The sequence below is a fragment of the Bythopirellula superficialaquae genome (assembly GCF_059632245.1).
The window spans coordinates 3729287-3751137 of sequence record NZ_CP197426.1 but is presented as its reverse complement, the minus strand read 5'-3'; the positions used below and the strand labels follow the sequence as shown (position 1 = coordinate 3751137).

The 21851-nt window shown below is 54.7% G+C and carries 22 protein-coding genes and 1 tRNA gene; 12 read left to right on the top strand and 11 right to left on the bottom strand.

What is annotated here, in order from left to right; genetic code table 11:
* Positions 1-54: 54 nt before the first annotated feature.
* Both SH678x_RS15480 and SH678x_RS15475 read right to left on the bottom strand, forming a co-directional pair.
* On the bottom strand, positions 55-1071 hold the full coding sequence (locus SH678x_RS15480) for a ferrochelatase (RefSeq protein ID WP_496919359.1): 1017 nt from the start codon (positions 1069-1071) through the stop codon (positions 55-57).
* A 115-nt stretch (positions 1072-1186) separates the two neighbouring features.
* Positions 1187-1271, bottom strand: a tRNA-Ser gene (locus SH678x_RS15475).
* 478 nt (positions 1272-1749) lie between these two features.
* Between SH678x_RS15475 and SH678x_RS15470 the strand changes: the two genes are divergently transcribed.
* From SH678x_RS15470 to SH678x_RS15460, 3 genes are all read left to right on the top strand, one after another.
* Positions 1750-2463 (top strand): hypothetical protein, encoded by a 714-nt coding sequence (locus SH678x_RS15470; protein ID WP_496919358.1) that lies wholly within the window; start codon positions 1750-1752, stop codon positions 2461-2463.
* Between the two features lie 48 nt (positions 2464-2511).
* Positions 2512-3045, top strand: a complete 534-nt coding sequence (locus SH678x_RS15465; protein ID WP_496919357.1) for a hypothetical protein — start codon at positions 2512-2514, stop codon at positions 3043-3045.
* 352 nt (positions 3046-3397) lie between these two features.
* Entirely contained in the window at positions 3398-3589 is a 192-nt protein-coding gene (locus SH678x_RS15460) for a DUF6800 family protein (RefSeq protein ID WP_496919356.1), read from the top strand.
* 152 nt (positions 3590-3741) lie between these two features.
* Here the strand turns inward: SH678x_RS15460 and clpB are convergent, their stop codons facing one another.
* The 4 genes from clpB to dnaK all read right to left on the bottom strand — a co-directional run bounded on the left by clpB (position 3742) and on the right by dnaK (position 9142).
* A complete protein-coding gene (gene clpB, locus SH678x_RS15455; protein ID WP_496919355.1) occupies positions 3742-6417 on the bottom strand; it encodes an ATP-dependent chaperone ClpB in 2676 nt (891 codons plus the stop codon).
* A gap of 37 nt (positions 6418-6454) precedes the next feature.
* Positions 6455-6784: a DUF5615 family PIN-like protein gene (locus SH678x_RS15450; protein WP_496919354.1), complete on the bottom strand. Its 330-nt coding sequence runs from the start codon at positions 6782-6784 to the stop codon at positions 6455-6457.
* Entirely contained in the window at positions 6762-7106 is a 345-nt protein-coding gene (locus SH678x_RS15445) for a DUF433 domain-containing protein (protein ID WP_496919353.1), read from the bottom strand. The genes SH678x_RS15450 and SH678x_RS15445 overlap by 23 nt, the downstream gene beginning before the upstream one ends.
* Positions 7107-7234: 128 nt before the next feature.
* Positions 7235-9142 (bottom strand): molecular chaperone DnaK, encoded by a 1908-nt coding sequence (gene dnaK, locus SH678x_RS15440; RefSeq protein WP_496919352.1) that lies wholly within the window; start codon positions 9140-9142, stop codon positions 7235-7237.
* Positions 9143-9495: 353 nt separating this feature from the next.
* On the opposite strand from dnaK, the gene pheA reads away from it, so the two are divergent.
* The 8 genes from pheA (at position 9496) to SH678x_RS15400 (ending at position 15011) form a co-directional block, all read left to right on the top strand.
* A complete protein-coding gene (gene pheA, locus SH678x_RS15435) occupies positions 9496-10608 on the top strand; it encodes a prephenate dehydratase (RefSeq protein WP_496919351.1) in 1113 nt (370 codons plus the stop codon).
* A gap of 72 nt (positions 10609-10680) precedes the next feature.
* A complete protein-coding gene (gene tpiA, locus SH678x_RS15430; protein WP_496919350.1) occupies positions 10681-11451 on the top strand; it encodes a triose-phosphate isomerase in 771 nt (256 codons plus the stop codon).
* 27 nt (positions 11452-11478) lie between these two features.
* Positions 11479-12006 (top strand): preprotein translocase subunit SecG, encoded by a 528-nt coding sequence (gene secG, locus SH678x_RS15425; protein WP_496919349.1) that lies wholly within the window; start codon positions 11479-11481, stop codon positions 12004-12006.
* Between the two features lie 29 nt (positions 12007-12035).
* Entirely contained in the window at positions 12036-12923 is an 888-nt protein-coding gene (locus tag SH678x_RS15420; protein ID WP_496919348.1) for a YicC/YloC family endoribonuclease, read from the top strand.
* Complete coding sequence (gene gmk / locus SH678x_RS15415; protein ID WP_496919347.1) at positions 12920-13507, top strand: guanylate kinase; 588 nt, start codon at positions 12920-12922, stop codon at positions 13505-13507. The genes SH678x_RS15420 and gmk overlap by 4 nt, the downstream gene beginning before the upstream one ends.
* Positions 13500-13763 carry a DNA-directed RNA polymerase subunit omega gene (locus SH678x_RS15410; protein ID WP_496919346.1) on the top strand — a complete coding sequence of 88 codons (264 nt, stop codon included), beginning with the start codon at positions 13500-13502 and terminating at the stop codon, positions 13761-13763. Before gmk ends, SH678x_RS15410 begins: the two co-directional genes overlap by 8 nt.
* Positions 13764-13787: 24 nt before the next feature.
* Positions 13788-14330, top strand: coding sequence for a flavoprotein (locus tag SH678x_RS15405; protein ID WP_496919345.1), 543 nt, complete (start codon positions 13788-13790; stop codon positions 14328-14330).
* A 54-nt stretch (positions 14331-14384) separates the two neighbouring features.
* Positions 14385-15011, top strand: a complete 627-nt coding sequence (locus tag SH678x_RS15400) for a phosphopantothenoylcysteine decarboxylase domain-containing protein (RefSeq protein ID WP_496919344.1) — start codon at positions 14385-14387, stop codon at positions 15009-15011.
* 4 nt (positions 15012-15015) lie between these two features.
* On the opposite strand, the gene SH678x_RS15395 is transcribed toward SH678x_RS15400, so the two are convergent.
* Both SH678x_RS15395 and SH678x_RS15390 read right to left on the bottom strand, forming a co-directional pair.
* Positions 15016-15225, bottom strand: a complete 210-nt coding sequence (locus tag SH678x_RS15395; protein WP_496919343.1) for a DUF2934 domain-containing protein — start codon at positions 15223-15225, stop codon at positions 15016-15018.
* 116 nt (positions 15226-15341) lie between these two features.
* Positions 15342-16454 (bottom strand): aminopeptidase, encoded by a 1113-nt coding sequence (locus SH678x_RS15390; RefSeq protein WP_496919342.1) that lies wholly within the window; start codon positions 16452-16454, stop codon positions 15342-15344.
* Positions 16455-16633: 179 nt separating this feature from the next.
* Here SH678x_RS15390 and SH678x_RS15385 point away from each other — a divergent pair, with 179 nt between their 5' ends.
* The gene (locus tag SH678x_RS15385; protein ID WP_496919341.1) at positions 16634-18547 is read left to right on the top strand and encodes an acyl-CoA dehydrogenase family protein; all 1914 of its coding nucleotides are present in this window, start codon (positions 16634-16636) and stop codon (positions 18545-18547) included.
* Between the two features lie 7 nt (positions 18548-18554).
* On the opposite strand, the gene SH678x_RS15380 is transcribed toward SH678x_RS15385, so the two are convergent.
* The 3 genes from SH678x_RS15380 to SH678x_RS15370 form a co-directional block, all read right to left on the bottom strand.
* Positions 18555-19292, bottom strand: a complete 738-nt coding sequence (locus SH678x_RS15380; protein ID WP_496919340.1) for an N-acetylmuramoyl-L-alanine amidase — start codon at positions 19290-19292, stop codon at positions 18555-18557.
* A 225-nt stretch (positions 19293-19517) separates the two neighbouring features.
* Positions 19518-20276, bottom strand: coding sequence for a rhomboid family intramembrane serine protease (locus SH678x_RS15375; RefSeq protein WP_496919339.1), 759 nt, complete (start codon positions 20274-20276; stop codon positions 19518-19520).
* 135 nt (positions 20277-20411) lie between these two features.
* A complete protein-coding gene (locus SH678x_RS15370) occupies positions 20412-21848 on the bottom strand; it encodes a DUF1501 domain-containing protein (RefSeq protein ID WP_496919338.1) in 1437 nt (478 codons plus the stop codon).
* Between the last annotated feature and the right edge of the window lie 3 nt (positions 21849-21851).

The following is a 21851-nucleotide window of genomic DNA, read 5'->3' as shown; positions in this document are numbered from 1 at the left end:
AATCGCATCAACCGGCAAATTTGATACAGCAGATCGCTGGAAAGAACAGAGGTTTTAACCTCTCGCCGGCGTGTACAGGCAGCAATCCACGGGGCAAACATCGTGGCTGGGGCCCAGCGTGCCTAGGGCGAGCCGTTTGGGATCGTCGCTCAAGCGTTCTTCAATCAACAAACGAATCATCTCGATGAACTTGGGATGCGTGCCGACCGTTGCCGCGCGATGCATCGTGATGCCCAATTCCTTGCAAAGATCATGAGCTTCGGTATCGATGTCGAACAGCACTTCCATGTGGTCCGAGATAAAACCAATCGGCAAGATCACCAAGTCGGCCAGCGGTTGCTCGGCCTGCAACTCACGAATCCGATCACACACGTCGGGCTCCAGCCACGGTTGATGAGGCGAGCCGCTACGGCTTTGGTAAACAAGCTCCCACTTCGCATGGCCAACACCTGCGGCGACCAGCCGGCACGCTTCCTGCAATTGGGCCACATACCGGCAGTTGTCCGCCATGTTGAGCGGAATGCTGTGGGCCGTGAAGAGCAGGGGAGCATCGTTCCGACGTTCAGCAGGAATCTTGTTGAGGCATTCACGTACCGCTTCGACCATCGGCTCGATAAAGCCGGGATGATTGTAGAACACCCGCAGCTTGTCGATCTGTGGTGCCGCCGCGCCAACCGCTTCTTGGGCGCGGGCGATGTCTTCACGATATTGCCGGCAACCGGAATACGAACTGAACGCACTCGTGAAAAAAGCGATTGCCCGCTTCACACCGTCGTCGGCCATTTGCTTCAGGGTATCGGTCAGCAAAGGGTCCCAGTTCCGATTGCCCCAGTAGACAGGCAATTTGTGATCATGCGCAGCGAGTTCGTTTTTAAGCGCCGCGATCAATTGGCGATTCTGTTCGTTGATCGGGCTCACCCCGCCGAAGTGCTGATAATGCTCGGCGACTTCCAGCATCCGCTCGCGAGGCACCGGCTTGCCGCGCAGCACGTTCTCCAAGAAGGGCATGACTTCATCCGGGCCCTCGGGTCCACCAAACGAAACCACCAACACAGCGTCGTAAGCAGGCATCACGAACTTCCCAGCAGAAACTGACAGAACCCCCACGATCGCTCAACCGAAAACGGAGGATTCAGCTTAACAGACGGTGGTCACGAAACGGCGTTGGAACATCAACGCCCAAGAGCGGTCGGGCTGGGATTCGAACCCAGGGAACCCGGAGGTTCGCCGGTTTTCAAGACCGGTGCATTCGACCACTCTGCCACCCGACCGAATTGCTCACTTTTCCCGGTGATTTCTCGCAAGAGCGATCAGCCGTGAATTGATTTCCGACTAATTCTAGCCCGTAAACCGGGAGTAGCAAAGGCGTGATATTTCTGGTGGTGGGGTGGAGGGTGGCTATTCTTATTGGAAGGAACTGGGAAAAGTCGTCGAATAGTTGGGCCTTGCGCGCAACCTTCATTCAGAGAATCAAAAAATACTTCTTGAGCAGTGCTGAGCTTGCTCACTAAACCAGGCTGGATACTGTCTGCTGCTGAACGAACTTTTGCAGGGTCGGCCTAAAAATACCTTTTGTGAGTGAAACCAGCCGATATTGACTTCGCGCTGCGAGGGGTTCGAGTTTGTAGTGATAATTTGCAATTCTTTATTAGATCAAACTCAATGAATTGTAACGATCTACAGATTTGATTAAATAATCTATGTCGAGTCGTATCGGATAGAAGTATATCGCATTCATGTGGAAGCAATATGAATACAGATATTGAGACTGAATATAGGATAAATCCGATGGGCGGTAGTACAGAGGTCATCTTTAAGCTCGATGGCCAACAGTTACCAAGTATTCGCGTAGCAGGTAAAGTCGTTGATCAAATTGAAGGTTTGTACTTAACTGAGAATGATTTAGGGAACGCATATCAGTGGATGGCTATGGCAATGGAACTTAACAGGCCGTACCGCAAGGAGAACAAAAATTACCATTATCCTGTCGCTGATCGAAATGTCAGAGATAGGATGAAATCGCTCTTTGTTTCTACGTTGGTGTTTTATGCAAAAGCATTTCTATCCGCAGAAGGGCGTAAGGTTAAACTTGATGAAAGTAATCTACGCGGGGAATACCTCCAATCCCACCGCGAATTTATGGCACTAAGAAACAACTTTGGTGCCCACAGCGGCGAACTAAAGTTTGAAAGGGCACAAACTCACCTTTTGTTAATTCCTTGCGAAGAACGGCGGGATATACGCCTCTCGGTTAGTTTGGTTCAGCCAGACTTGGTTGAATACGCTAGCAATAAAGCATGCTTTTTAGACCTAATCGCGCACGCTCGTCAGATAGCAATAGAACATCGTGAGAAGCATCAATTGTTCTTGGACTCGAAATTGACTAAGTATCTAAACATCGACTGGATCATAGAATGGGCGAGGCGGCAGCAGACGGTCAATGTGGACTTCCTGCAGAAATGACATATGATTTGAAGTGCCTTATGACAACTACTTACTAGTAGAGAGCTTATGCACAAACAACATCTAGCTATCGAGACCCTTGAGTTGCTATGGAGTAACTATTTAGAACTTTGTGGTAGTGTCGATCTTGATGTAATGGATATGGAGAAATACGAGAAGCTGGTTGAGATCGGTGCGACCATTAGAGAGTTTGACCTCATGGCGTGGCTCGCCCGACAAGCCTACTTTATCTCAGTCTGGTCCCTATGGGAGTATTATGCGAGAAGCGTTTGTTCCAAACAGCCTGTTTCAACCAATAAGCTAAGTTTTGAGTCTACACCACTTTGGGTTGCCAGAGTTTACAAAGATAATTCTCTTCCTTTTTCAGACGCAGATTGGTTTGATAACGCAAACGGTCTCAGGAACCTCATCGCCCATAGTGGTGCTAGAGTAGACGATCCAAAATCTCAATCGCAATTTGAGAGAGCGAAGAAGGCCTTTCCTTCACTAGCTCTTGAGGTCGAGAACTACGTTCTGCTAGATCACGAGCAGATTTGCGATCTTCAGGAACACGTAGAAGATTTCCTTAGGCAGAAGCTTTAACCCATTGCAAATGCAACTTACATCCGCGTACCACATGATCCGGGCTAACATATACTCCTCACTGCATCCACTTCACGACGCCCAAAATCAACATCAGAAAGACACGGCACGCGCAACCGGCAAGGTTTTGGGACAGCTCTTGCCAAAAGCTTGCGTCGTGATGAGTATGCCCAAAACGACACAAGAAGCGCCCAACCCGCCACCCGACCCGAAGAAACCCGACAGAAACCGCCCACGTTGACGATAACCCCTTTATCCCTTACAAAAAGGGATTCGAGGCTGGCTCGTCCACCTCTTCATACCAGTACATCGTGCGCCTTTTCACAAGGTGCGTCTGACAAGGAGATATTTCGTGGGAGCTAGTGAACGCAAACGTGAGCTTCGCCGTCGCCGCAAGCGCTATTCCAAGTTGGCCCAATTGAAGACCAAGCTTCCCAAGGCGACGCAATCCGAAAAGTTGGAAATCGTCCGCAAGCTGCGCGAAATGTCGCCCGGTGCCGAAAGACTGATCAACGAATGGCAGCTGGTCGAGTCAGGCCGCTAAAAAGTGTGGTGCGACTCTCCGAGTCGCCTTACGAGTCGGAGACTCGTGGCACACTGAACAAAGTCAATAACGCGATAAACAAAAAATGGCTTCCGGATCTCTGTGATCCGGAAGCCTTTTCATTATTTGAAGAGTCGTGAACTCACGAACTCTTAACTCACGAACTCAGGTTCGGCCGCATCCACGCGGCGGAACGTGAATTCCTCGTCGCGATAATCGACCTCGATCGTCGCCCCCTCGGGATAATCTTCTCGCAAGAGCTCCGTGGCGAGCGGATTCTGAATCGAGTGTTGGATCACTCGTTTCACCGGCCGAGCGCCGAAGGCCGGATCGTAACCTTCCGCGGCAATGTGATTGCGGGCCGCTTCTGTCACGACCAGATTCAAATGCTTCTTGGCGAGCAGCTTTTCGAGTCGTTCGAGTTGCAGATCGACAATCCGCGTGACCTGGCTGCGATTGAGCGGCTGGAACACGATCGTTTCGTCGATACGGTTAAGAAACTCCGGCAAGAACCGCGCACGCAAGGCATCTTGCAGCGCCTCGCGCATGTCTTCCTCGCTGCCACCTTCATTAGTAATCTGCTGGATGAGCTGGCTGCCGACGTTCGAGGTCATCACGACAATCGTGTTCGTGAAGTCGACCGTGTGACCGTGATTGTCGGTCAAGCGGCCATCGTCGAGCACCTGAAGCAAAATGTTGAAGACGTCGGGATGGGCCTTCTCGATTTCATCCAACAGCACTACGGAATAAGGCCGACGGCGGACCGCTTCGGTGAGCTTGCCCCCTTCTTCGTAACCGACGTAGCCCGGAGGCGCGCCGATCAAACGGCTCACCGTGTGCTTTTCCATGAACTCGCTCATGTCGAGGCGGACCATGGCGTTCTCGTCGTCGAACAGCGTTTCAGCGAGAGCCTTGCAAAGCTCCGTTTTGCCCACACCTGTGGGACCACAGAACAGGAACGAACCAATCGGACGATTGGGATCCTGCAAGCCGCTGCGGCTGCGACGCACCGCATTCGCCACGGCTTCGACGGCTTCGTCCTGGCCCACAACGCGTTGATGCAGGCGTTCTTCGAGCACTAAGAGCTTGGCCCGTTCGGTTTCCAGCATGCGAGAGACGGGAACCCCGGTCCACGCACTGACCACTTCGGCGATTTCATCGGGGCCAACTTCCTGCCGCAACAAACGCTTGCGCGTGCCGCTAGCCGCGGCTTTTTCGCCGGCCGCTTGGCGGGATTCGATCTCGTCCAATTGCTTGGTGAGTTGCTTGCGCTGAACATCGAGTTCGTACAGCGATTGATAAAGCGCTTCGGGGACCAACTCGCCCGCCGATTGCTTGTCTGTGATCGTCGCGGCCAGTTGCTCGGCCTTGTGCGTGACATCCAGCAACTTCTCGCGAACTTGCTGCACGTCGCCCACGCCCAGTTTTTCGCTCTCCCATTGCTCACGCAGATCGGCCAGCTTTTTTTTGATCTCGTCCATGTCTTCGTTGACGTCGGCGAGACGCTGCTTGGCATGCTCTTCGGTTTCGTCGGCGAGTTGCCGCGCGGCGATTTCCAGTTGCGTCAGCTTACGCTGCAACTGATCGATCTCGGTCGGCACGCTTTGGAGTTCCATCGCCAACCGGCTCGTGGCTTCGTCCATCAGGTCGATCGCCTTATCCGGCAGGAACCGGTCGGCAATGTAGCGATGCGAAAGCTCCGCCGCCGCCACAAGCGCCGAGTCTTTGATCCGCACACCCTTATGATGAGCTTCATAGCGAGGTTTCAAACCGCGCAGAATCGCGATCGTGTCTTCCACGTTGGGTTCGCCCACGAACACCGGTTGGAAACGCCGCTCGAGCGCGGCATCCTTTTCGATGTACTTGCGATACTCATCGAGCGTGGTCGCACCAATGCAGCGGAGTTCCCCCCGCGCGAGAGCCGGCTTGAGCAGATTCGCGGCGTCGTTGCCCCCCTCGGCGGCACCCGCCCCCACGACGGTATGCAATTCGTCGATGAACAGAATCACGCTTCCGTTGGAATCCTGCACTTCGCGCAAGACCGCTTTGAGTCGCTCTTCAAATTCGCCACGGAATTTTGTGCCGGCAATCAACGCACCCATGTCGAGCGCGATCACCCGCTTGTTTTTCAGACTTTGCGGGACGTCGCTCTGCACGATGCGCAGCGCCAAACCCTCTGCGATGGCTGTCTTGCCGACGCCCGGTTCACCAATCAGCACGGGATTGTTTTTGGTGCGCCGGGAAAGAACCTGAATCACACGGCGGATTTCCTGGTCGCGACCGATCACGGGGTCGAGCTTGCCTTGCTCGGCGCGAGTCACCAGATCGATGCCATATTTCTCCAGGGCTTGGAATTTGGCTTCGGGACTTTGGTCCGTGACACGCGCCGAGCCACGCACTTCACGCAGCGCCGTGAGAATATCTTTCTCATCGACGGCGTTGAGCTTGAGCACATCCTGGGCCTTGGACTTTTCCTTGGCGAGAGCAAGCAACAAATGCTCAGTCGACACATAGTCGTCCTGCATCGCTTGGGCTTGCGCTTGCGCGGCTTCGAGAATACGATTGGCATCACTGCTCAAATGTGGGGGCGAACCACCGCTCGCTTTCGGCAAATGTTTGAGTTCCGCCGAAACAATTTGCTGCAACTGGCCTTGGTTCGTGCCCACCCGATCCAAGAGGGGCCGCACCACGCCATCTTGCTCTTCGAGCAACGCCGCGAGCAAATGAATCGGCTCCAGCTGGGGATTCCCCGCGTCCGCCGCCAATTCCTGCGCCCGCTGCACCGCCTCCTGAGCTTTGATCGTCAGTTTGTCAAAACGAAATGCCATGGTTATCTAAAAGTTGTTAAAGGTAATTGGTAAATAATCAAAGATACTCTATGCGACCCTTCATGTATTGGGTCGATTCACAAGCGTCTAGTAGCAGCAACATTTGCAGCAGGACGCCAAGTGGATACTTCTCTTGATGACAATAGGCAATTCCGGCATGAACAGTATCACCCGCATGCAACTTTAAGAAATCGACATCATGAGTGACCATGACGCGCTGCTGGGCAAAAGCGTAACCGAGTTGCTGAATGTCGTCGGACCCAATCAGGTCGCACTCGGCAGTAGTCGTAGTATCAACCCCACGCGATCGCAAACCTATGGCGATACCTGGATGCACATGCTCATCAAGATGAAACTTGATCGCCATGACTACTCTTGCTTCTTAGTAGCTCGTCACGTAATTGGGCGAATTGGCTAGGGGATTGTTCAGCTTGAAGTTTGGAAGCTTCAACTTGGTCGGCGTTGGCTTGGGAATCAATCTCGTCTCGATGATCCAAATAGTAAGCCAAGGCGGCATGAATGTCGGCAACGGAAAGCTGGGGGAACAGAGCGACAATCTCTTCGGGCGACTGGCCACGCAAATCATGCCACACATGAATATCCCACACACGAATGCGCGTACGGGCCACACAAGGCTTGCCGCCGCAGACGCTTTCATGGATTTCAATGTGATTGGTGATGGTGGCCATAGCAGAAATATACCCTAAATTTTACCGGGTAGAAATTGAATCTATTTTTGTCCTGCCATGGAACTGAACAAATGCGTCGGTCTTCAGCCGCGAGCAAATGCTCGCGGCTAGAAAACCGACACTTAAACTTAACTTTTCACTTCAAACTCGGCATCAATCGCATCGTCATCGGCCGAATCACTCGCCGCGGTTTCAGCTCCACCAGCGTCTGCCGAGGCAGCCTCGCCACCAGCGGTCGACTTATACAAGGCTTCGCTCATCGCGTGTGATGCGGCTTCCAGCTCGCCGATCGCGGCCTTGATCGCGGCGGCATCTTCGCCCTTGGCCTTTTCACGGACCTTGGCGATCGCTGACTCGAGGGCCGTCTTGTCGGCGTCCTTGAGTTTCGAGCCTTGCTCTTTGATCAACTTCTCGAGCTGATAAGCACGCGATTCCGCCTCGTTGCGAGCTTCGACAAGTTCACGCTTCTTCTTGTCCTCGGCGGCATGCTCCGTCGCGTCGCGCTTCATCTTGTTGATCTCGTCTTCGCTGAGTCCGCTCGATTGCTCGATACGAACCGTCTGCTCCTTGCCCGTGCCGAGATCCTTGGCGGCCACGCTCAAAATGCCGTTCGCATCGAGATCGAACTTCACTTCGATTTGCGGCACACCGCGCGGGGCGGGTGGAATGCCTTCCAGGTTGAACTGGCTCAACAATCGATTGTCGGCACACATTTCGCGTTCCCCTTGGAACACGCGAACGGTGACCGCTGTCTGGTTGTCGTCAGCCGTACTGAAAACTTGCTTCCGCTCGGCGGGAATCGTGGTGTTGCGCTCGACGAGCTTGGTCATCACGCCACCCAGGGTTTCGATACCCAACGAAAGCGGAGTTACATCCAACAGCAAAATGTCTTGCACTTCGCCACTAAGCACGCCACCCTGAATCGCGGCACCGATGGCCACCACTTCGTCGGGGTTCACGCCCTTATGAGGATCCTTGCCGAAGATTTCCTTCACGACGGCTTGAACCTTGGGAATACGGGTTGAACCACCCACGAGCACGACTTCGTCGATATCGCTCGGCGAAAGCTTGGCGTCTTTCATGGCCTGCAACACGGGACCACGCACGCGCTCGATGAGGTCGTCGACCAACTTCTCGAAATCCACGCGGCTGATGTTCATCTGCAAGTGCTTAGGACCGCTGGCATCGGCCGTGATAAACGGCAGATTGATATCGGTCGAGTGGGCCGAACTGAGCTCCTTCTTGGCCTTCTCGCATGCTTCTTGCAATCGCTGCAACGCCATTTGATCTTTGCGGAGATCGATACCTTGCTCGCGCTTAAACTGATCGGCCACGTAGTTGATCAACGCTTGGTCGAAGTCGTCACCACCCAGGTGCGTATCGCCGTTGGTCGAGATCACGCGGAACACGCCGTCGGCGACTTCGAGGATCGAAACGTCGAACGTACCGCCACCGAGGTCGAACACGCAGATTTTTTCTTGCGCCTTTTTGTCGAGACCGTAAGCCAACGAAGCCGCGGTCGGTTCGTTGATAATACGAGCCACTTCCAAGCCAGCGATTTGCCCGGCATCTTTGGTGGCCTGACGTTGTGCGTCGTTGAAGTACGCGGGAACGGTGATCACCGCTTTGTTGACGGTGTGGCCAAGATAGGCTTCGGCGGATTCCTTGAGCTTGCGCAGAATCTTCGCGGAAATTTCCGGCGGGGTCATTTCCTGATTGCCAACCTTAACCTTCACGTAGTCTTCGGCACCGCCGACGACTTCGTAGGGAACCATTTTTTCTTCCGAAGCGACTTCATTATGCCGCCGACCCATGAACCGCTTGATCGAGTAAACGGTCTTAGTGGGGTTGGTGACCGCTTGCCGCCGTGCGGGCTCGCCGACGAGGACTTCGCCCTTGTCGGTAAACGCGACAACGCTCGGCGTGAGCCGGTTGCCTTCGGCGTTGGGGATGACCTTCGCCTCTTTACCTTCCATCACAGCGACGACGGAGTTCGTCGTGCCGAGATCGATACCAATGATTTTTTCGCCTGCCATGAGAATTCTCCTTCGATATACCTAAGCTTTTGGAGCTGCTTGGATTGGACCCGAAGTCGGAAACAATTCCAGCAGGTGCTTGGTCAATTTGTACTTTTCTGTGGGCAGAGATTGCCCGTGGAAAGTCAATTAGCAAAGGTTGTGCCGTGTTGCTGTCATGAGATATATTGACGTAAAGTATTATTGCAAAATACTTTATGGAACACCTTGTTGGGTGGCAAGAATGACAGTTATGGCAATGTTTCTGTCAAAATGGCAGCTTTCCGCGGGGTACACTTTCGCAGGCTATTCCCGGGCAGTGCCACATTGGCAGGCTGCTTGGACAGGCCGTGTTTGAGAAACATACTGGGGCGATGGCTAAGAAGAAAAAATCTGCTGGAAAAGAGTCCAAAGCTTCGAATGCCGAGGGATCGAAAACCCCTGCGCAGCGACAAATCGATAAGCTCGATCGCGAAATTTTGGATCTCATCAATCAACGAGTTAGCCTTGCCGCTCAACGAAGTGCTGCCAGCGAGATGGCTCCTGGTTTACAGGCCGCGCTGAAGCACGTCGACGAGATTGCTGCCGCCAGCAAAGGGCCGCTCGGCACAACGGCGATTCACAACGTCTTTCGCGAAATTATCAGCGGCACACAGGCTTCCGCACTAGCGACCACGGTGGCCTACTTGGGCCCTGAATTCACTTATAGCCACCTAGCAGCAATCGAACGATTTGGCCAAAGTGCCCAGCTCGTTCCCGTGGCCACGATTGCCGCGGTGTTTGAAGAAGTCGAACGCAAACAGGCCGATTTTGGGCTCGTGCCAATCGAGAATTCCACCGATGGCCGAGTGGCCGATGCTTTGGAATGTTTGGCTCGCTCAACCGTAAAAATCTGTGGCGAAGTGCCGCTAAGGATTCGTCACTGTTTGCTCGCCAATTGCAGCCGCAACGAGATCAAGAAGATTTACAGCAAGCGGCAACCTTTCTCGCAATGCCGCAACTGGTTGAGTCAGCACCTGCCCAACGTGCAACTGGTGGAAGTGGCGAGTTCCGCGGATGCTGCGAGCAAAGCGTCTGCAGAAAAGGGAACTGCCGCGATCGCCAGCGAACAGGCGGGAATCAACAACGGCGTCGCAGTGTTGGTCAAAGGGATTGAGGACAATCCGGATAACGTCACGCGCTTTGCCGTCATTGGCCAAGAGAGCGGGCCCAAAACGGGTAAGGACAAAACCTCGATCGTGTTCGAGATCAACCATCAGCCGGGGGCGCTCGCCGACGCGATGGGGATTTTCAAAAAGCAACGCCTCAACATGACCTGGATCGAATCGTTCCCGCTCCCCGGCCAACGGGGCCGGTACGTCTTTTTCGTGGAATTTCAGGGCCACGCCGCGGATTTGCGGGCTCGCCGGGCCCTTTCGGCCCTAGAAAAACGGGCCACACGACTCACCGTGCTGGGCTCCTATGCACAGGCCGATCCCATCGGCTAAACTGAGGGGCTATCCCGGCCCGGGTGAAGCGGGCTGTGTGACCTTCGGTTTTTGTGCGAGGAGATTTCGTCGATGCGAACCCCATTGATCGCTGGCAATTGGAAAATGAACACCGACAGCGCGAGTGCCCGCCAGTTGGCGAGTGCCGTGGCCGAGAAGGCGAGTGAGTGCGAAGGGGCCGAGCTTTTGGTTTGCCCTCCGAATGTTTATTTGTCGCTCGTGCGTGATGAGATTGGCGATGCCGCCGTGGGACTGGGGGCTCAGAATGTCTATTTCGAAGCCAACGGAGCATTCACCGGCGAAACCAGCACCGCCATGCTCACCGACCTCGGGGTGCAATATGTGATCCTGGGTCACAGCGAACGGCGGCATATCCTGGGCGAAACCGACGGAATCGTAAACAAGAAGACCCACGCCGCGTTGAAGGCCGGTTTACGGCCGATTGTTTGCGTTGGCGAACTGCTCGAAGAACGCGAAGCTGGGAAGACGGGCGAAGTCATTAAAAAGCAGTTTGAAGGCTCATTGGCAGGTGTTTCTGACGAGCAGATGTTGTCGGTAACAATCGCCTACGAGCCGGTTTGGGCGATTGGAACCGGTAAAGTCGCCACCACCGAACAGGCCGAAGAGGTTCATGCCGATCTTCGCAGGCAACTGGTGGAACGCTACAATGCCCAGATTGCCGACAAGGTGCGAATCCTATATGGGGGCAGTGTCAAGCCAGACAATGCAGCCCAATTGTTGTCGCAACCCAATGTTGACGGCGCCCTGATTGGCGGGGCGAGTCTCAAAGCGGCGGATTTCCTGGCGATTGCCGCGGCTGGTGCCACGGTCGCCCAGGCTTAACAACGAAATTTTTGACGGAGCACTCTAGTGGTCATTCCGATGTTTGCGGCGATGCAGTTGCTGTTTCAAGTGCTGCTTTCGGTAGTCGCTGTCTTTTTGATTTTGCTCGTCCTCGTGCAACGCGGTCGCGGTGGCGGCTTGGCCGGTGCGCTGGGCGGCATGGGTGGCTCTAGCGCGTTTGGGGCCAAAGCGGGCGATATCTTCACCCGGATCACGATTGGTGCCGCTGCGGTGTGGATTATCCTCTGCATTGCTGCTGCCAAGCTGGGACCCGCCACGGCTGGAAGTCGTTTGAACACGGGCAACGAAGCACCGGTTAGCACTGGACCTGCACTTACCGAAGCCGAAAAGGAAGCCACCGAGAAAGCGGCAACCGAAGGCGAGCCAGCCGACGACAAAGCGGATGAGGCCCCAGCCAATGCAGACCCTGCCGATGAAGCAGCCACGGAGTCGGCTCCGCCCGTTGAATCTTCTCTGACTGAACCTGCGAGTAAATCGGTGACACCGGCTGCCGAAGCGGCGACTCCCGCCGCAGACGAAGCGAAGACCGAATAACTTAGCCGCAAATTTTTTGAGGATTGCACGTGCCCCTGCTCAGCATGACCGGTTTCGGTGAGGTGGTTGAGCAGCGCGAAGGGTACGCCATCGCTGTCGAAATTCGCACGGTCAACAGCCGCTATTTCAAGTCGAATATCCGCACGACCGAGGGTTACGGTGTTTTAGAATCGCTCATCGAAGCGGTCCTACGCGACACGGTCAAACGCGGCACGGTGACCTGCAATTTGCGGATTCGCCATTTGGCCAGCGCCGAAGATTACCGCCTCAATACCCGGATTCTCAATCAGTATGTCGACCAATTGCAGTCGGTCGCCGCGAAGAGGAATCTCGACGAAGCCATCCGCTTGGAACCGCTCACGAGCTTGCCGGGTGTTGTGGAAGAGCTTTCCGCCGAGGCACTCGACGCCGCGAGTTTGTGGCCCATTGTCGAACCAACCTTGCACGGAGCGATTGCGCAACTCACTTCTATGCGATCCGTGGAAGGTGAAGCACTCGCCGCGGATTTGCGCGATCAATGTGTGACCGTGGCCCTGTGTCTCGACATCATCGAAAAACAAGCCCCACAGGTTGGCGAAAGCTATCGCAAGCGGATTCAAGATCGCGTGAACGAAGCCCTCTCATCGCTCAACGTAACGATCGAGCCAGCGGACTTGGTCCGCGAAGTGGCACTCTACGCCGATCGGGCTGATATTTCTGAAGAGATTGTGCGCTTACGCAGCCATTTACAGCAGTTCGCCGCGGCGCTCGAACTCGACGAAAGTGCTGGCCGCAAGATGGAGTTTATCTGCCAGGAAATGGGCCGTGAAACGAATACCATCGGCTCCAAGGCGAATGATGCGCTGATCTCGCAGCAAATCGTTGAGATCAAAACGGCACTAGAACGGATTCGCGAGCAGATTCAGAACGTGCAATGAGTGCAGAAAAGCCTGGAAAACTCGTGGTGGTTTCCGGCCCTTCCGGCGTGGGGAAGTCGACAATTGTGCCCATGGTGATGGAGCGGCTCTCGCCTCGCCTCGTGCGGAGCATCTCGGCGACGACCCGCAAGCCTCGACCGGGTGAGCAGGAGGGGGTGGATTACTACTTCATGGAACCTGCGGAATTTACTCGCCGCCGCGAGGCGGGGGAATTCCTCGAAACGGTCGAAGTTTTCGGCCGCGGACACTGGTATGGGACCCTGTGGAGTGCCGTCAGCCCTAGATTAGCCGAAGGGAAATGGGTACTCTTAGAGATTGACGTGTTGGGGGCCGATAAGGTCCTCGACCGGTTCGCTGATGCAATTACGATCTTTATCCAGCCCTCGTCCATCAAGGAATTGGAGCGGCGGTTGCGATCCCGAGGCACCGAGGCGGAAGAGGCCATCGACCGTCGGCTCGAAGTAGCCCGGCGAGAGATCGAATTGGCCCATCAATACACCTTTCAAGTCGTGAACGATACGGTCCCCGAAACGGCGGACGAAATCGTGGAGATATTAGTAGCCCAAGGAATTCTTGATGATTGATGCTCTCAAAGAAGAACAAATTGTGAACAAGGTCGGCGGGCGTTTTAAGTTATCGACGCTTATTCAGAAGCGTCTCGCGGCGATCAACGCCGGCGCGCGGCCCTTGGTCGACATGGACACGAAGAACAAGATGGAAATCGTCGTCGAAGAGATTCTGCAAAACAAAATCTATTTGGATTCCTCCAGCCAGCTCAAGATCACCAGCGAATCGGTCAGCTCCGGTGGCCCGCCTGAGTTGGATCTTTCCAGCCTTTAGTTCTTGGTAGGAACGTCGCAGAATATGGCACACGAAATCATAGTCGGCGTGTCGGGAGGAATTGCTGCGTACAAGACGGCCTACTTGGTGAGCGATCTCGTGCAGAGCGGTCTGGGTGTGACCGTGGTTATGACCCGCGCCGCGCAAAAGTTTATCGGCGCGGCAACCTTCCAAGCGCTGACTGGTCGCCGTGTGCTGACCCAAGGCTTCGATAAGCACGAATACCATTTGGGTCCGCACATTGAATTAGCCCGGCAAGCAGACTTGTTGTGCATTGCCCCGGCCACGGCCAATGTCTTGGCGCAAGCCGCTTGCGGCTTAGCGGAAGACTTGCTCAGCACATTGCTCCTCTCATTCACGGGGCCAACCATTTTGGCCCCCGCCATGAATAACGAGATGTGGGAGAAGTCAGCCGTCCAACGAAACTTGCAACAACTCACGGACGATGGATTTCACTTCGTGGGTCCCAACGAAGGCTGGTTGAGCTGCCGCGTCACGGGTAAAGGCCGCATGGCGGAGCCCACCGAAATCGCGGCCAAGATTCACGAGTTACTCAAAGAAAAGTGAAAGCCGGCATCGTCTCGATGCCGTGAGTGCCCGAATTAAGCACTGAGCATCAACATGGCGCGCATTCTCATCACGTCTGGACCGACACGTCAGTATCTCGATCCGGTTCGGTATTTAACTAATGCCTCAAGCGGTCGCATGGGTGCTGCCTTGGCGGAAGCGGCCTTGGGTCTGGGCCACGAAGTTATCGTGGTGACAGGGCCCGTTGAAGTTCACTACCCCGTCGCAGCGGAAGTTGTGCCGGTGATCTCCACCGAAGAAATGATGGATGCCTGCCGCAAGGTGTTTGCCGGTTGCGACGGTATGATCGGGGCCGCGGCACCGAGTGATTATCGCCCCGTGCATGTCGAATCGCACAAGATTGCCAAGACGGGCGAACCGCTGCAATTGCATTTGATTGAAACCGATGACGTCGTGGCCACGCTCGGAGCCGAGAAGGGGAAACGCTGGGTCGTCGGTTTCGCCCTGGAGACGGAAGACCATCGACTGCGAGCGCTCGCAAAGCTTGAACGGAAGCACTGCGACTTGATGGTTTCCAACGGTGTCGAGGCGATGCACTCACTCGACAATCAGGTGGAAATCATCGACCCCGCCGGCAGCGTGATCAAACAAGTGAGCGGATCGAAGCTGGAAGTGGCACGTGAGATCTTGGCGGTGATTGCGGAGCGATTGATACGCTGAGCGCCTATGCCGCGCGGGTTCGCAGTCGCGCGATAATTCTTCGCAGCGAACCGAGGGCTCCACGGTTTTCACGTTCGAGTTGTTGCCGGGCGAGTTCCCAGTCGTTGGAGCCGTCGCCTTGGGGGCAACCACGCGATTGCCAGATGTGGTAGGCCCGTTGAGAAATCATTTGGTCGGTGATTTGTGACGATTGATGGTTCGCGCCGTGCGACATAGCAATGAGACCTCTTCCGCCTACGGGATGGGAAAAGTCCCGTTATAGTGGGTTTCGAGAGGGCAGGGCAATGTCAGCAGTGCTAGCGGAGCTTTTCGCCGCAAAGCCGCAAGCGGCTAGAGGCCCGCGTTTAAGCCTTTGAGGTCCTCGGGGATAAAGAATCCATCCTTGCGGATGAGTTCACCATCGAACCAGATTTCGCCGCCGCCGTAGTCGGCCCGTTGAATCAGTACCAGGTCCCAGTGAATGCGGCTGTTGTTGCCGTTGTTGGCTTCTTCATAGGCTTGGCCGGGAGTGAGGTGAAAACTCCCGCCGATTTTTTCATCAAACAATGTGTCGAGCATCGGATGTCGTACAAAATTGTTCGTGCCGAGTGACCATTCACCCGTGTAGCGAGCCCCTTCGTCAGAATCGAGAATCGCATTGATGCGTTCGGTGTCGCTGGACTCCGCGCGAATAATCTTGCCGTCTTTGAATTCAAACTCGATGTCGCTGAACACGGTTCCTTGATAACGCGATTGCGTGTTGAACTTAATTACGCCGTTGATGCTATCGCGGACGGGAGCCGTGAACACTTCCCCGTCGGGAATATTCCGTTCGCCGTTGCAGGGGATTACGGGAATATCTTTGATGGAAAATTCCAACTCCGTGCCGGGGGCCGTGATGCGCACGTGGTCCGCTGCTTCCATGCGCTTTTTGAGTGGTTCTTGTGCGCGACCCATCGCCGCATAATCGGCCGTGCAGACATCGAAGAAGAAATCTTCAAAGGCCGAAGTGCTCATGCTCGCGGCTTGCGCGAACGAATCCGTGGGGTAACGCAGCACCACCCACTTGGTGTCGGGGACGCGAATAGCGCCATGAACTTTTTTCCACCAATGTTGTTGGAACAAGTCCATCCGATCGTGCGGCACGTCGGCAAACTGGCTGCTGTTGTAAGCTCCGCGAATGCCAATATAGGCCTGAACGGATTTCATGCGGGCCGCTTCAAATTCCGCAGCGGCCTTCATGCTGGCTTCGGTCGCCGTGCGATAAAGGGAACGCAACACGGCATTATTCTTCGTGCTGACCAATGGCACGGCTCCGCGTTCGGCGGCCCCTTCCACGAGTGCCGTGACGAGATGCGGCTCAGGCAAATCAAACGCCTCAATCAGTACGTGTTCGTCCTTTTTGAGCGAGCAACTGTGATCGAGCAATAAATTGGCGAGCTTATCGATTCGTGGGTCGTGCATGGCAATGTGCTTGGAAAAAAATCAAAGAATAGCCGCGAACCGACGGTTCGCCGGGCATTTAATCGGAATCTTTGCGGAAATCATAAAGTCCTTACGGGAAATCGGCAACGCACGTTCGACCTGGAAGCGGGTATAATTCAGCGGAAACATAACTTTTCTTCACGCGCGAGTTTGAGACCATGTCGTCGACTTTACCCCCCAGCACGGAGCACGAAGCATCTTTTGCCGAAACGGCACTCAAGCTCGGCGGGAAGAGCGATGACGAAGCCCGCCGCACAGGAGCGATCGACAAAGCCGACGATCAAGTCGAGGCGTTATTTGCTCCTCAATACCAAACGGTGCATAGTCCAGCGCATCGTGCAGTGTGGGAACGGGGTGTGCCGGTTGATTTGTTTCAGAGCACATCGATCACGCCTTCGCCCGAAATCGCGCGCGTGATGGACGAGTCCATCAACGTCGTGCATCGACATCGCGCGGCAAAAACGCTGCTCGATACAAATGGCAAGATTACCGATGCCGTGCTGAGCGATTTGGCTAGCGTTGGATATTGGGGCCTGTTGGTTGATAAGGAATACGGCGGTTCAGGGACACCCTTCGCAGCGTTTGCACCGTTCCTAACTCGCATGGCGACGGCCGATCCGACGATTGCCGGCTTGGCCTCGGTTCACGGCTGCATCGGGGCCGTTGATCCCGTGCGGACGTTTGGCACGCCTGAACAGAAGCAACGCTTCCTGCCAGGGCTGGCCGACGGTTCACGCTTGAGTGCCTTCGCGCTCACGGAACCCTGCGCGGGGAGCGATCTCACGGCACTGCGCACCACGGCACGCCGTGACGGCGATGATTTTATCGTGAATGGTGAGAAGCTCTTCATCACGAATGTTGTCCCAGGCCGAACGATTGGACTCGTTTGTTTAATCGACGACAAACCAGCGGTGTTAATTGTCGAGTTACCCGCCGAAGAAAATGAACATTTCCAGCTTCGCAAATATGGTTTGTGGGCGCTGAAGCATACTTACAATCAAGGAATTATCTTCCGCGATTTTCGTGTTCCAGCTGATAATTTGCTTATACCGGTGCGTGGAGACGGCCTCACGATTGCCTACCACGGCTTAAATCTGGGACGCATCGCCCTGTGTGCCAACGCCGCGGGAACCATGCGGTTGATGATGGCCAGCATGATTCCCTGGGCCCAATTCCGCGTGACCTACAGCGCGCCGATTGCCAGCCGTGAGCTTGTGCAGCGACGCTTGGGCCAGCTGGCTGGGTTGATCACCGCCTGTGATGCGCTCGTGGCCTGGTGTGCGGGACTCATCGACCAGGGATATCGCGGCGAGATGGAATGCGTAATTGCCAAAATTTTTGGCAGCGAAGCCCAGAAGCGTGCGGCGATCGAGTTGTTCATGAAAACTCACGGAGGTCGTTCGTTTTTGCATGGCCATCTGCTGGGTGATAATGTGCACGAGTATCTGGCCCCTTGTATTTACGAAGGGGAAGGCGAAATGCTCGGCATGGCCTTCTTCAAATCGCTGGTTAAGGATCACGGCAAAACCTATTTCGAGCCAGTGGGGAAAGCCTTAGCCGCCAACGGCATCAAGAAGCCGAACCCGCTCAATCCCGCGCATGCTTGGGCGCTGCGAAAAGTGGCGCTGCCCTATTTGAAATGGCTAGTGGCTCGGCGGCTTATGCCCACCGCCAAGAGCCAACTCCCCCACATGCCAAGTGAACTTGCCCGGCACGCGGAATTCGCTTGTAACGCGCTACAAGAAATGTCGCTCGAAATTTCGAACACGATGATGAAATTTCAGTTATCGCTCGCGGATCGCCAATGCCGCATGGCCGAGCTGTCGCTGCGTTGCCAGAATCTCATCACCATTCTCTGCACGGCCTTGTATGGCTCACGGCAAAGCAATGAAATCTTGCGAGCTTCCGCAGACGTGTTATGTCAGGAGTTGATTCAGCAGCTCACCGGCAAGCGGCCATCGAATGCTTACTTCAAGCAAGTCACACAACTCGGTGCCGCGATTGCGGAAGGAAAATTTCCGTGGCTCGCTGATCTCAAGCCGGATGAAATTCTGATGCCGTACGAGCAATAGAATCGTTTTAGCGTTTCCGCCCACGAAATAACGAGGCCGATGCGCCCAGTAATAAAAGTGCCGCACTGTTTGGTTCAGGGATAGCCGAGGCAGCCAAGATTTGCTCGACCTCGAACATCATTCGATTCCAAGGAAAGTAAGGTCCGGGGTCCGACTTGTTCCAGGGTTGGACTTGGCTGTGCGCGACGAGCCCCTTTTCTAAATATTTGTCGTCGACGTAGTCGTAGGCATTTCCACTAGGATGCGTGAGCGGAATTTTGGGATAGGCCTGGATGAGCCAGGCCAGCAAGTGTGACAACGAACCCAAGTTTTTCTCATTCCATGTTGAAGGCTGGTGGGCATAGCCAACCATCTCTATGCCAATCGAGCGATCGTTGTAATAGGTTGCATGCCAAGCCCGATCCTTGGTATCTACCATCTGATAGATGTCACCATTTGTCGCAACAACGAAATGCGCGCTCACGGCAGATTCGCGATTTTCAAAGATATCTATCGTTCCACTGAGAGAGACTTCCGTAGTATGAATCACAATGCTGTCAATATCGACAAGAACATCGCGGGGACCAAAATTTGGACTCGTGATCCAAGTTGTATCCGGCTTGGGAACTAATGTCGCCTGAGGATCGTGAACGGCACATTCTCCTCGTCGACCGCAACTTTGCGCCGCGCACCGTGTGTGTTCGAAGAATCCAATGAACGTCAGTATTCCACAGAATACGTATAAAAAACTGCTAGTTCTGAACATCACTTCGAATCCTGACGGGAAATTAGGCGGGTGTATTGGGCAGGTAGGAAAACAAAAAACCGCCGGTCATAACGCGGTCATTGGCCGAGGCCTGTTACCGTGTCGTGACTGGCGGTTTGAAATTAGCGATTCTTGGTTTGTGTTTGTCGGAGAGAAAAGGCTCCCTCACGAATGATCAAAATAAACCCAGACGCGAAAGAAATCAATCAGTTTTTTACTGTGGATTTAAGCATATTGAACTTTGCGTCCCCTCGAGCCCAGCTTTTGAAACGGTTTGACGAGCAACGCTCCGGCAATAAATCCGCCGATGTGTGCGGCATAGGCTACGCCCCCCTGATCGCCGCCGAGCACTCCCAAGCCGCTGATAATCTGAAACACAAACCACAAACCGACCGCGACAATTCCGGGGACATCCGTTACGAACTGAAACAGCAGAACTGTCACACGCCGATGGGGATGCAGCACCAGATATCCCCCCATCACGCCAGAAATCGCACCCGAGGCACCCAAGCTGGGAATCAAGGAAGATGGCCCCGAAGTGTTCAGTAAGACATGGGCCAGCGAAGCCAGTATGCCGCAGAAGAGATAGAAGAGCAGATATCGGATTCTGCCCAAATCGTGTTCGATGTTGTCGCCGAAAATCCACAAAAACCACATATTGCCCAGCAAATGGGCGATCCCACCGTGCATGAAAATTGCCGTCAGTAGCGTGAGATAGACCGATATTGGCGTTTCTTTAAGTCCAGGGATGCGAACTTCTTGCCGGCCGCTCCCAGTTTCCATCTGCACGACTTGATCCCCTGAGACCAAGTCTTTGCCGCTGACGATTTCCGCCGGAACTGTTGAGTACGCGAACGTGAAAGGTTCGTTGCTTCCCAGACCTTGCAGAAAGACAAATACCAAGACGTTAACCACGATCAACGCGATGTTGACGATGGGAAAAGTATTTGAGCCGGTATTGTCGTCACCAAGGGGAAAGACCATGAAAGCAGATCGCAGTAAGAGCCAAGCAGAATCTCCACCAACATCTTACCTACATTGATACTATTTTCCCAACATGATCCCCCACGATTCCAAACTTGGCAGATTATCGGCCGGCCGACATGATTATGCCTATCGTCAGCTCAGCAATTCATGCACTACCCGCGCAGGGACCACGCCCGTGAGCTTCTGGTCGAGCCCCTGATGTTTGAACGAGAATCGCTCGTGATCGAAGCCAAGTTGATGCAGTACCGTAGCGTGCAAGTCGCGAATATGCACGGAGTCTTTGACGATGTTGTAGGAGAAATCGTCCGTTTCGCCGTAAACCGTGCCCGGCTTGAAGCCGCCGCCGGCCATCCACATTGTGAAGCAGCGGGGATGATGATCGCGCCCATAATTCTCGTTGGTGAGGCCCCCTTGGGAGTAAATCGTTCGCCCAAATTCGCCGCCCCAAATCACGAGCGTGTCATCAAGCATTCCGCGCTGCTTCAAATCTTGAATCAATGCGAAGCAAGGCTGATCGATATCGCGGCATTGATCGGGCAAGCGACCCGCTACGTTGGCGTGCGTGTCCCAGTTATTGTGATAGATCTGCACGAATCGCACGCCACGCTCGACCATTCGCCGTGCGAGTAAGGCCGTGTTGGCGAACGTGCCGGGTTGTTTGGCCGCGTCGCCATAAAGCCGATAGATCGATGCCGGTTCGCTGGCAAGATCCGTCAGCTCTGGCACGCTCGCTTGCATGCGATAGGCAAGCTCATATTGCTCGATGCGCGTGGCCGTTTGCGGATCGTTAAGCTCCCCGTAATTCAATTCGTTCAGAGCTTTGATTCCATCGAGCGTAGTCCGCCGCACTTCGCGCGGCACGCCAGGTGGATCATTGATGTAAAGAATCGGATCGCCCGCGGTGCGTAAGCTCACTCCCGCGTGATGCCCTGGCAAAAAGCCCGACGACCACAAGCGAGCCGAAATCGCCTGCATCTGCTCCGTGTTCGTGGGGCGAGCCACCATCACCACAAACGTCGGCAGATTCTCGTTGAGCGAACCCAGCCCATACGAACTCCACGAACCCAGGCACGGCCGACCCGTCACTTGATTGCCGGTTTGCATGAGTGTGATCGCCGGCTCGTGGTTGATCGCCTCGGTGTACATGCTGCGGACAAACACCATTTCATCGGCCGTTTGCTTAAGCCAGGGCAGCAATTCGCAGATGGTCATGCCTGACTGGCCACACTTTTCAAATTTGTACTTCGAGGGGGCAATCGGAAAACGGGCCTGCCCCGAAGTCATCGTCGTGAGCCGCTGCCCCATACGAACCGATTCTGGCAAGTCTTTGTCGAACCACTTGCCCATTGTCGGTTTGTAATCAAACATATCCATCTGCGGCGGGCCGCCGACCATATGCAGATAGATAATTCGCTTCGCTTTCGAAGCGAAATGTGTTGGCGAAGTCAGCCCCGAGCCAAAGGCCTCACCGGCGAGCGCACCTAATGCGGCGGTTCCTAGCAAATTCGCGCCGCTCGCCAGAAAATGGCGGCGCGTCACCAGTCGTCGATATTCTTCGAAAGCATTCATCGC

Bases quoted from the DNA above. Each gene is read 5' to 3' on its own strand.
- SH678x_RS15480 (WP_496919359.1), bottom strand. From the start codon at position 1,071: ATGCCTGCTTACGACGCTGTGTTGGTGGTTTCGTTTGGTGGACCCGAG.
- SH678x_RS15470 (WP_496919358.1), top strand. From the start codon at position 1,750: ATGAATACAGATATTGAGACTGAATATAGGATAAATCCGATGGGCGGT.
- SH678x_RS15465 (WP_496919357.1), top strand. From the start codon at position 2,512: ATGCACAAACAACATCTAGCTATCGAGACCCTTGAGTTGCTATGGAGT.
- clpB (WP_496919355.1), bottom strand. From the start codon at position 6,417: ATGGCATTTCGTTTTGACAAACTGACGATCAAAGCTCAGGAGGCGGTG.
- SH678x_RS15450 (WP_496919354.1), bottom strand. From the start codon at position 6,784: ATGGCGATCAAGTTTCATCTTGATGAGCATGTGCATCCAGGTATCGCC.
- SH678x_RS15445 (WP_496919353.1), bottom strand. From the start codon at position 7,106: ATGGCCACCATCACCAATCACATTGAAATCCATGAAAGCGTCTGCGGC.
- dnaK (WP_496919352.1), bottom strand. From the start codon at position 9,142: ATGGCAGGCGAAAAAATCATTGGTATCGATCTCGGCACGACGAACTCC.
- pheA (WP_496919351.1), top strand. From the start codon at position 9,496: ATGGCTAAGAAGAAAAAATCTGCTGGAAAAGAGTCCAAAGCTTCGAAT.
- tpiA (WP_496919350.1), top strand. From the start codon at position 10,681: ATGCGAACCCCATTGATCGCTGGCAATTGGAAAATGAACACCGACAGC.
- gmk (WP_496919347.1), top strand. From the start codon at position 12,920: ATGAGTGCAGAAAAGCCTGGAAAACTCGTGGTGGTTTCCGGCCCTTCC.
- SH678x_RS15410 (WP_496919346.1), top strand. From the start codon at position 13,500: ATGATTGATGCTCTCAAAGAAGAACAAATTGTGAACAAGGTCGGCGGG.
- SH678x_RS15405 (WP_496919345.1), top strand. From the start codon at position 13,788: ATGGCACACGAAATCATAGTCGGCGTGTCGGGAGGAATTGCTGCGTAC.
- SH678x_RS15400 (WP_496919344.1), top strand. From the start codon at position 14,385: ATGGCGCGCATTCTCATCACGTCTGGACCGACACGTCAGTATCTCGAT.
- SH678x_RS15395 (WP_496919343.1), bottom strand. From the start codon at position 15,225: ATGTCGCACGGCGCGAACCATCAATCGTCACAAATCACCGACCAAATG.
- SH678x_RS15390 (WP_496919342.1), bottom strand. From the start codon at position 16,454: ATGCACGACCCACGAATCGATAAGCTCGCCAATTTATTGCTCGATCAC.
- SH678x_RS15385 (WP_496919341.1), top strand. From the start codon at position 16,634: ATGTCGTCGACTTTACCCCCCAGCACGGAGCACGAAGCATCTTTTGCC.
- SH678x_RS15380 (WP_496919340.1), bottom strand. From the start codon at position 19,292: ATGTTCAGAACTAGCAGTTTTTTATACGTATTCTGTGGAATACTGACG.
- SH678x_RS15375 (WP_496919339.1), bottom strand. From the start codon at position 20,276: ATGGTCTTTCCCCTTGGTGACGACAATACCGGCTCAAATACTTTTCCC.
- SH678x_RS15370 (WP_496919338.1), bottom strand. From the start codon at position 21,848: ATGAATGCTTTCGAAGAATATCGACGACTGGTGACGCGCCGCCATTTT.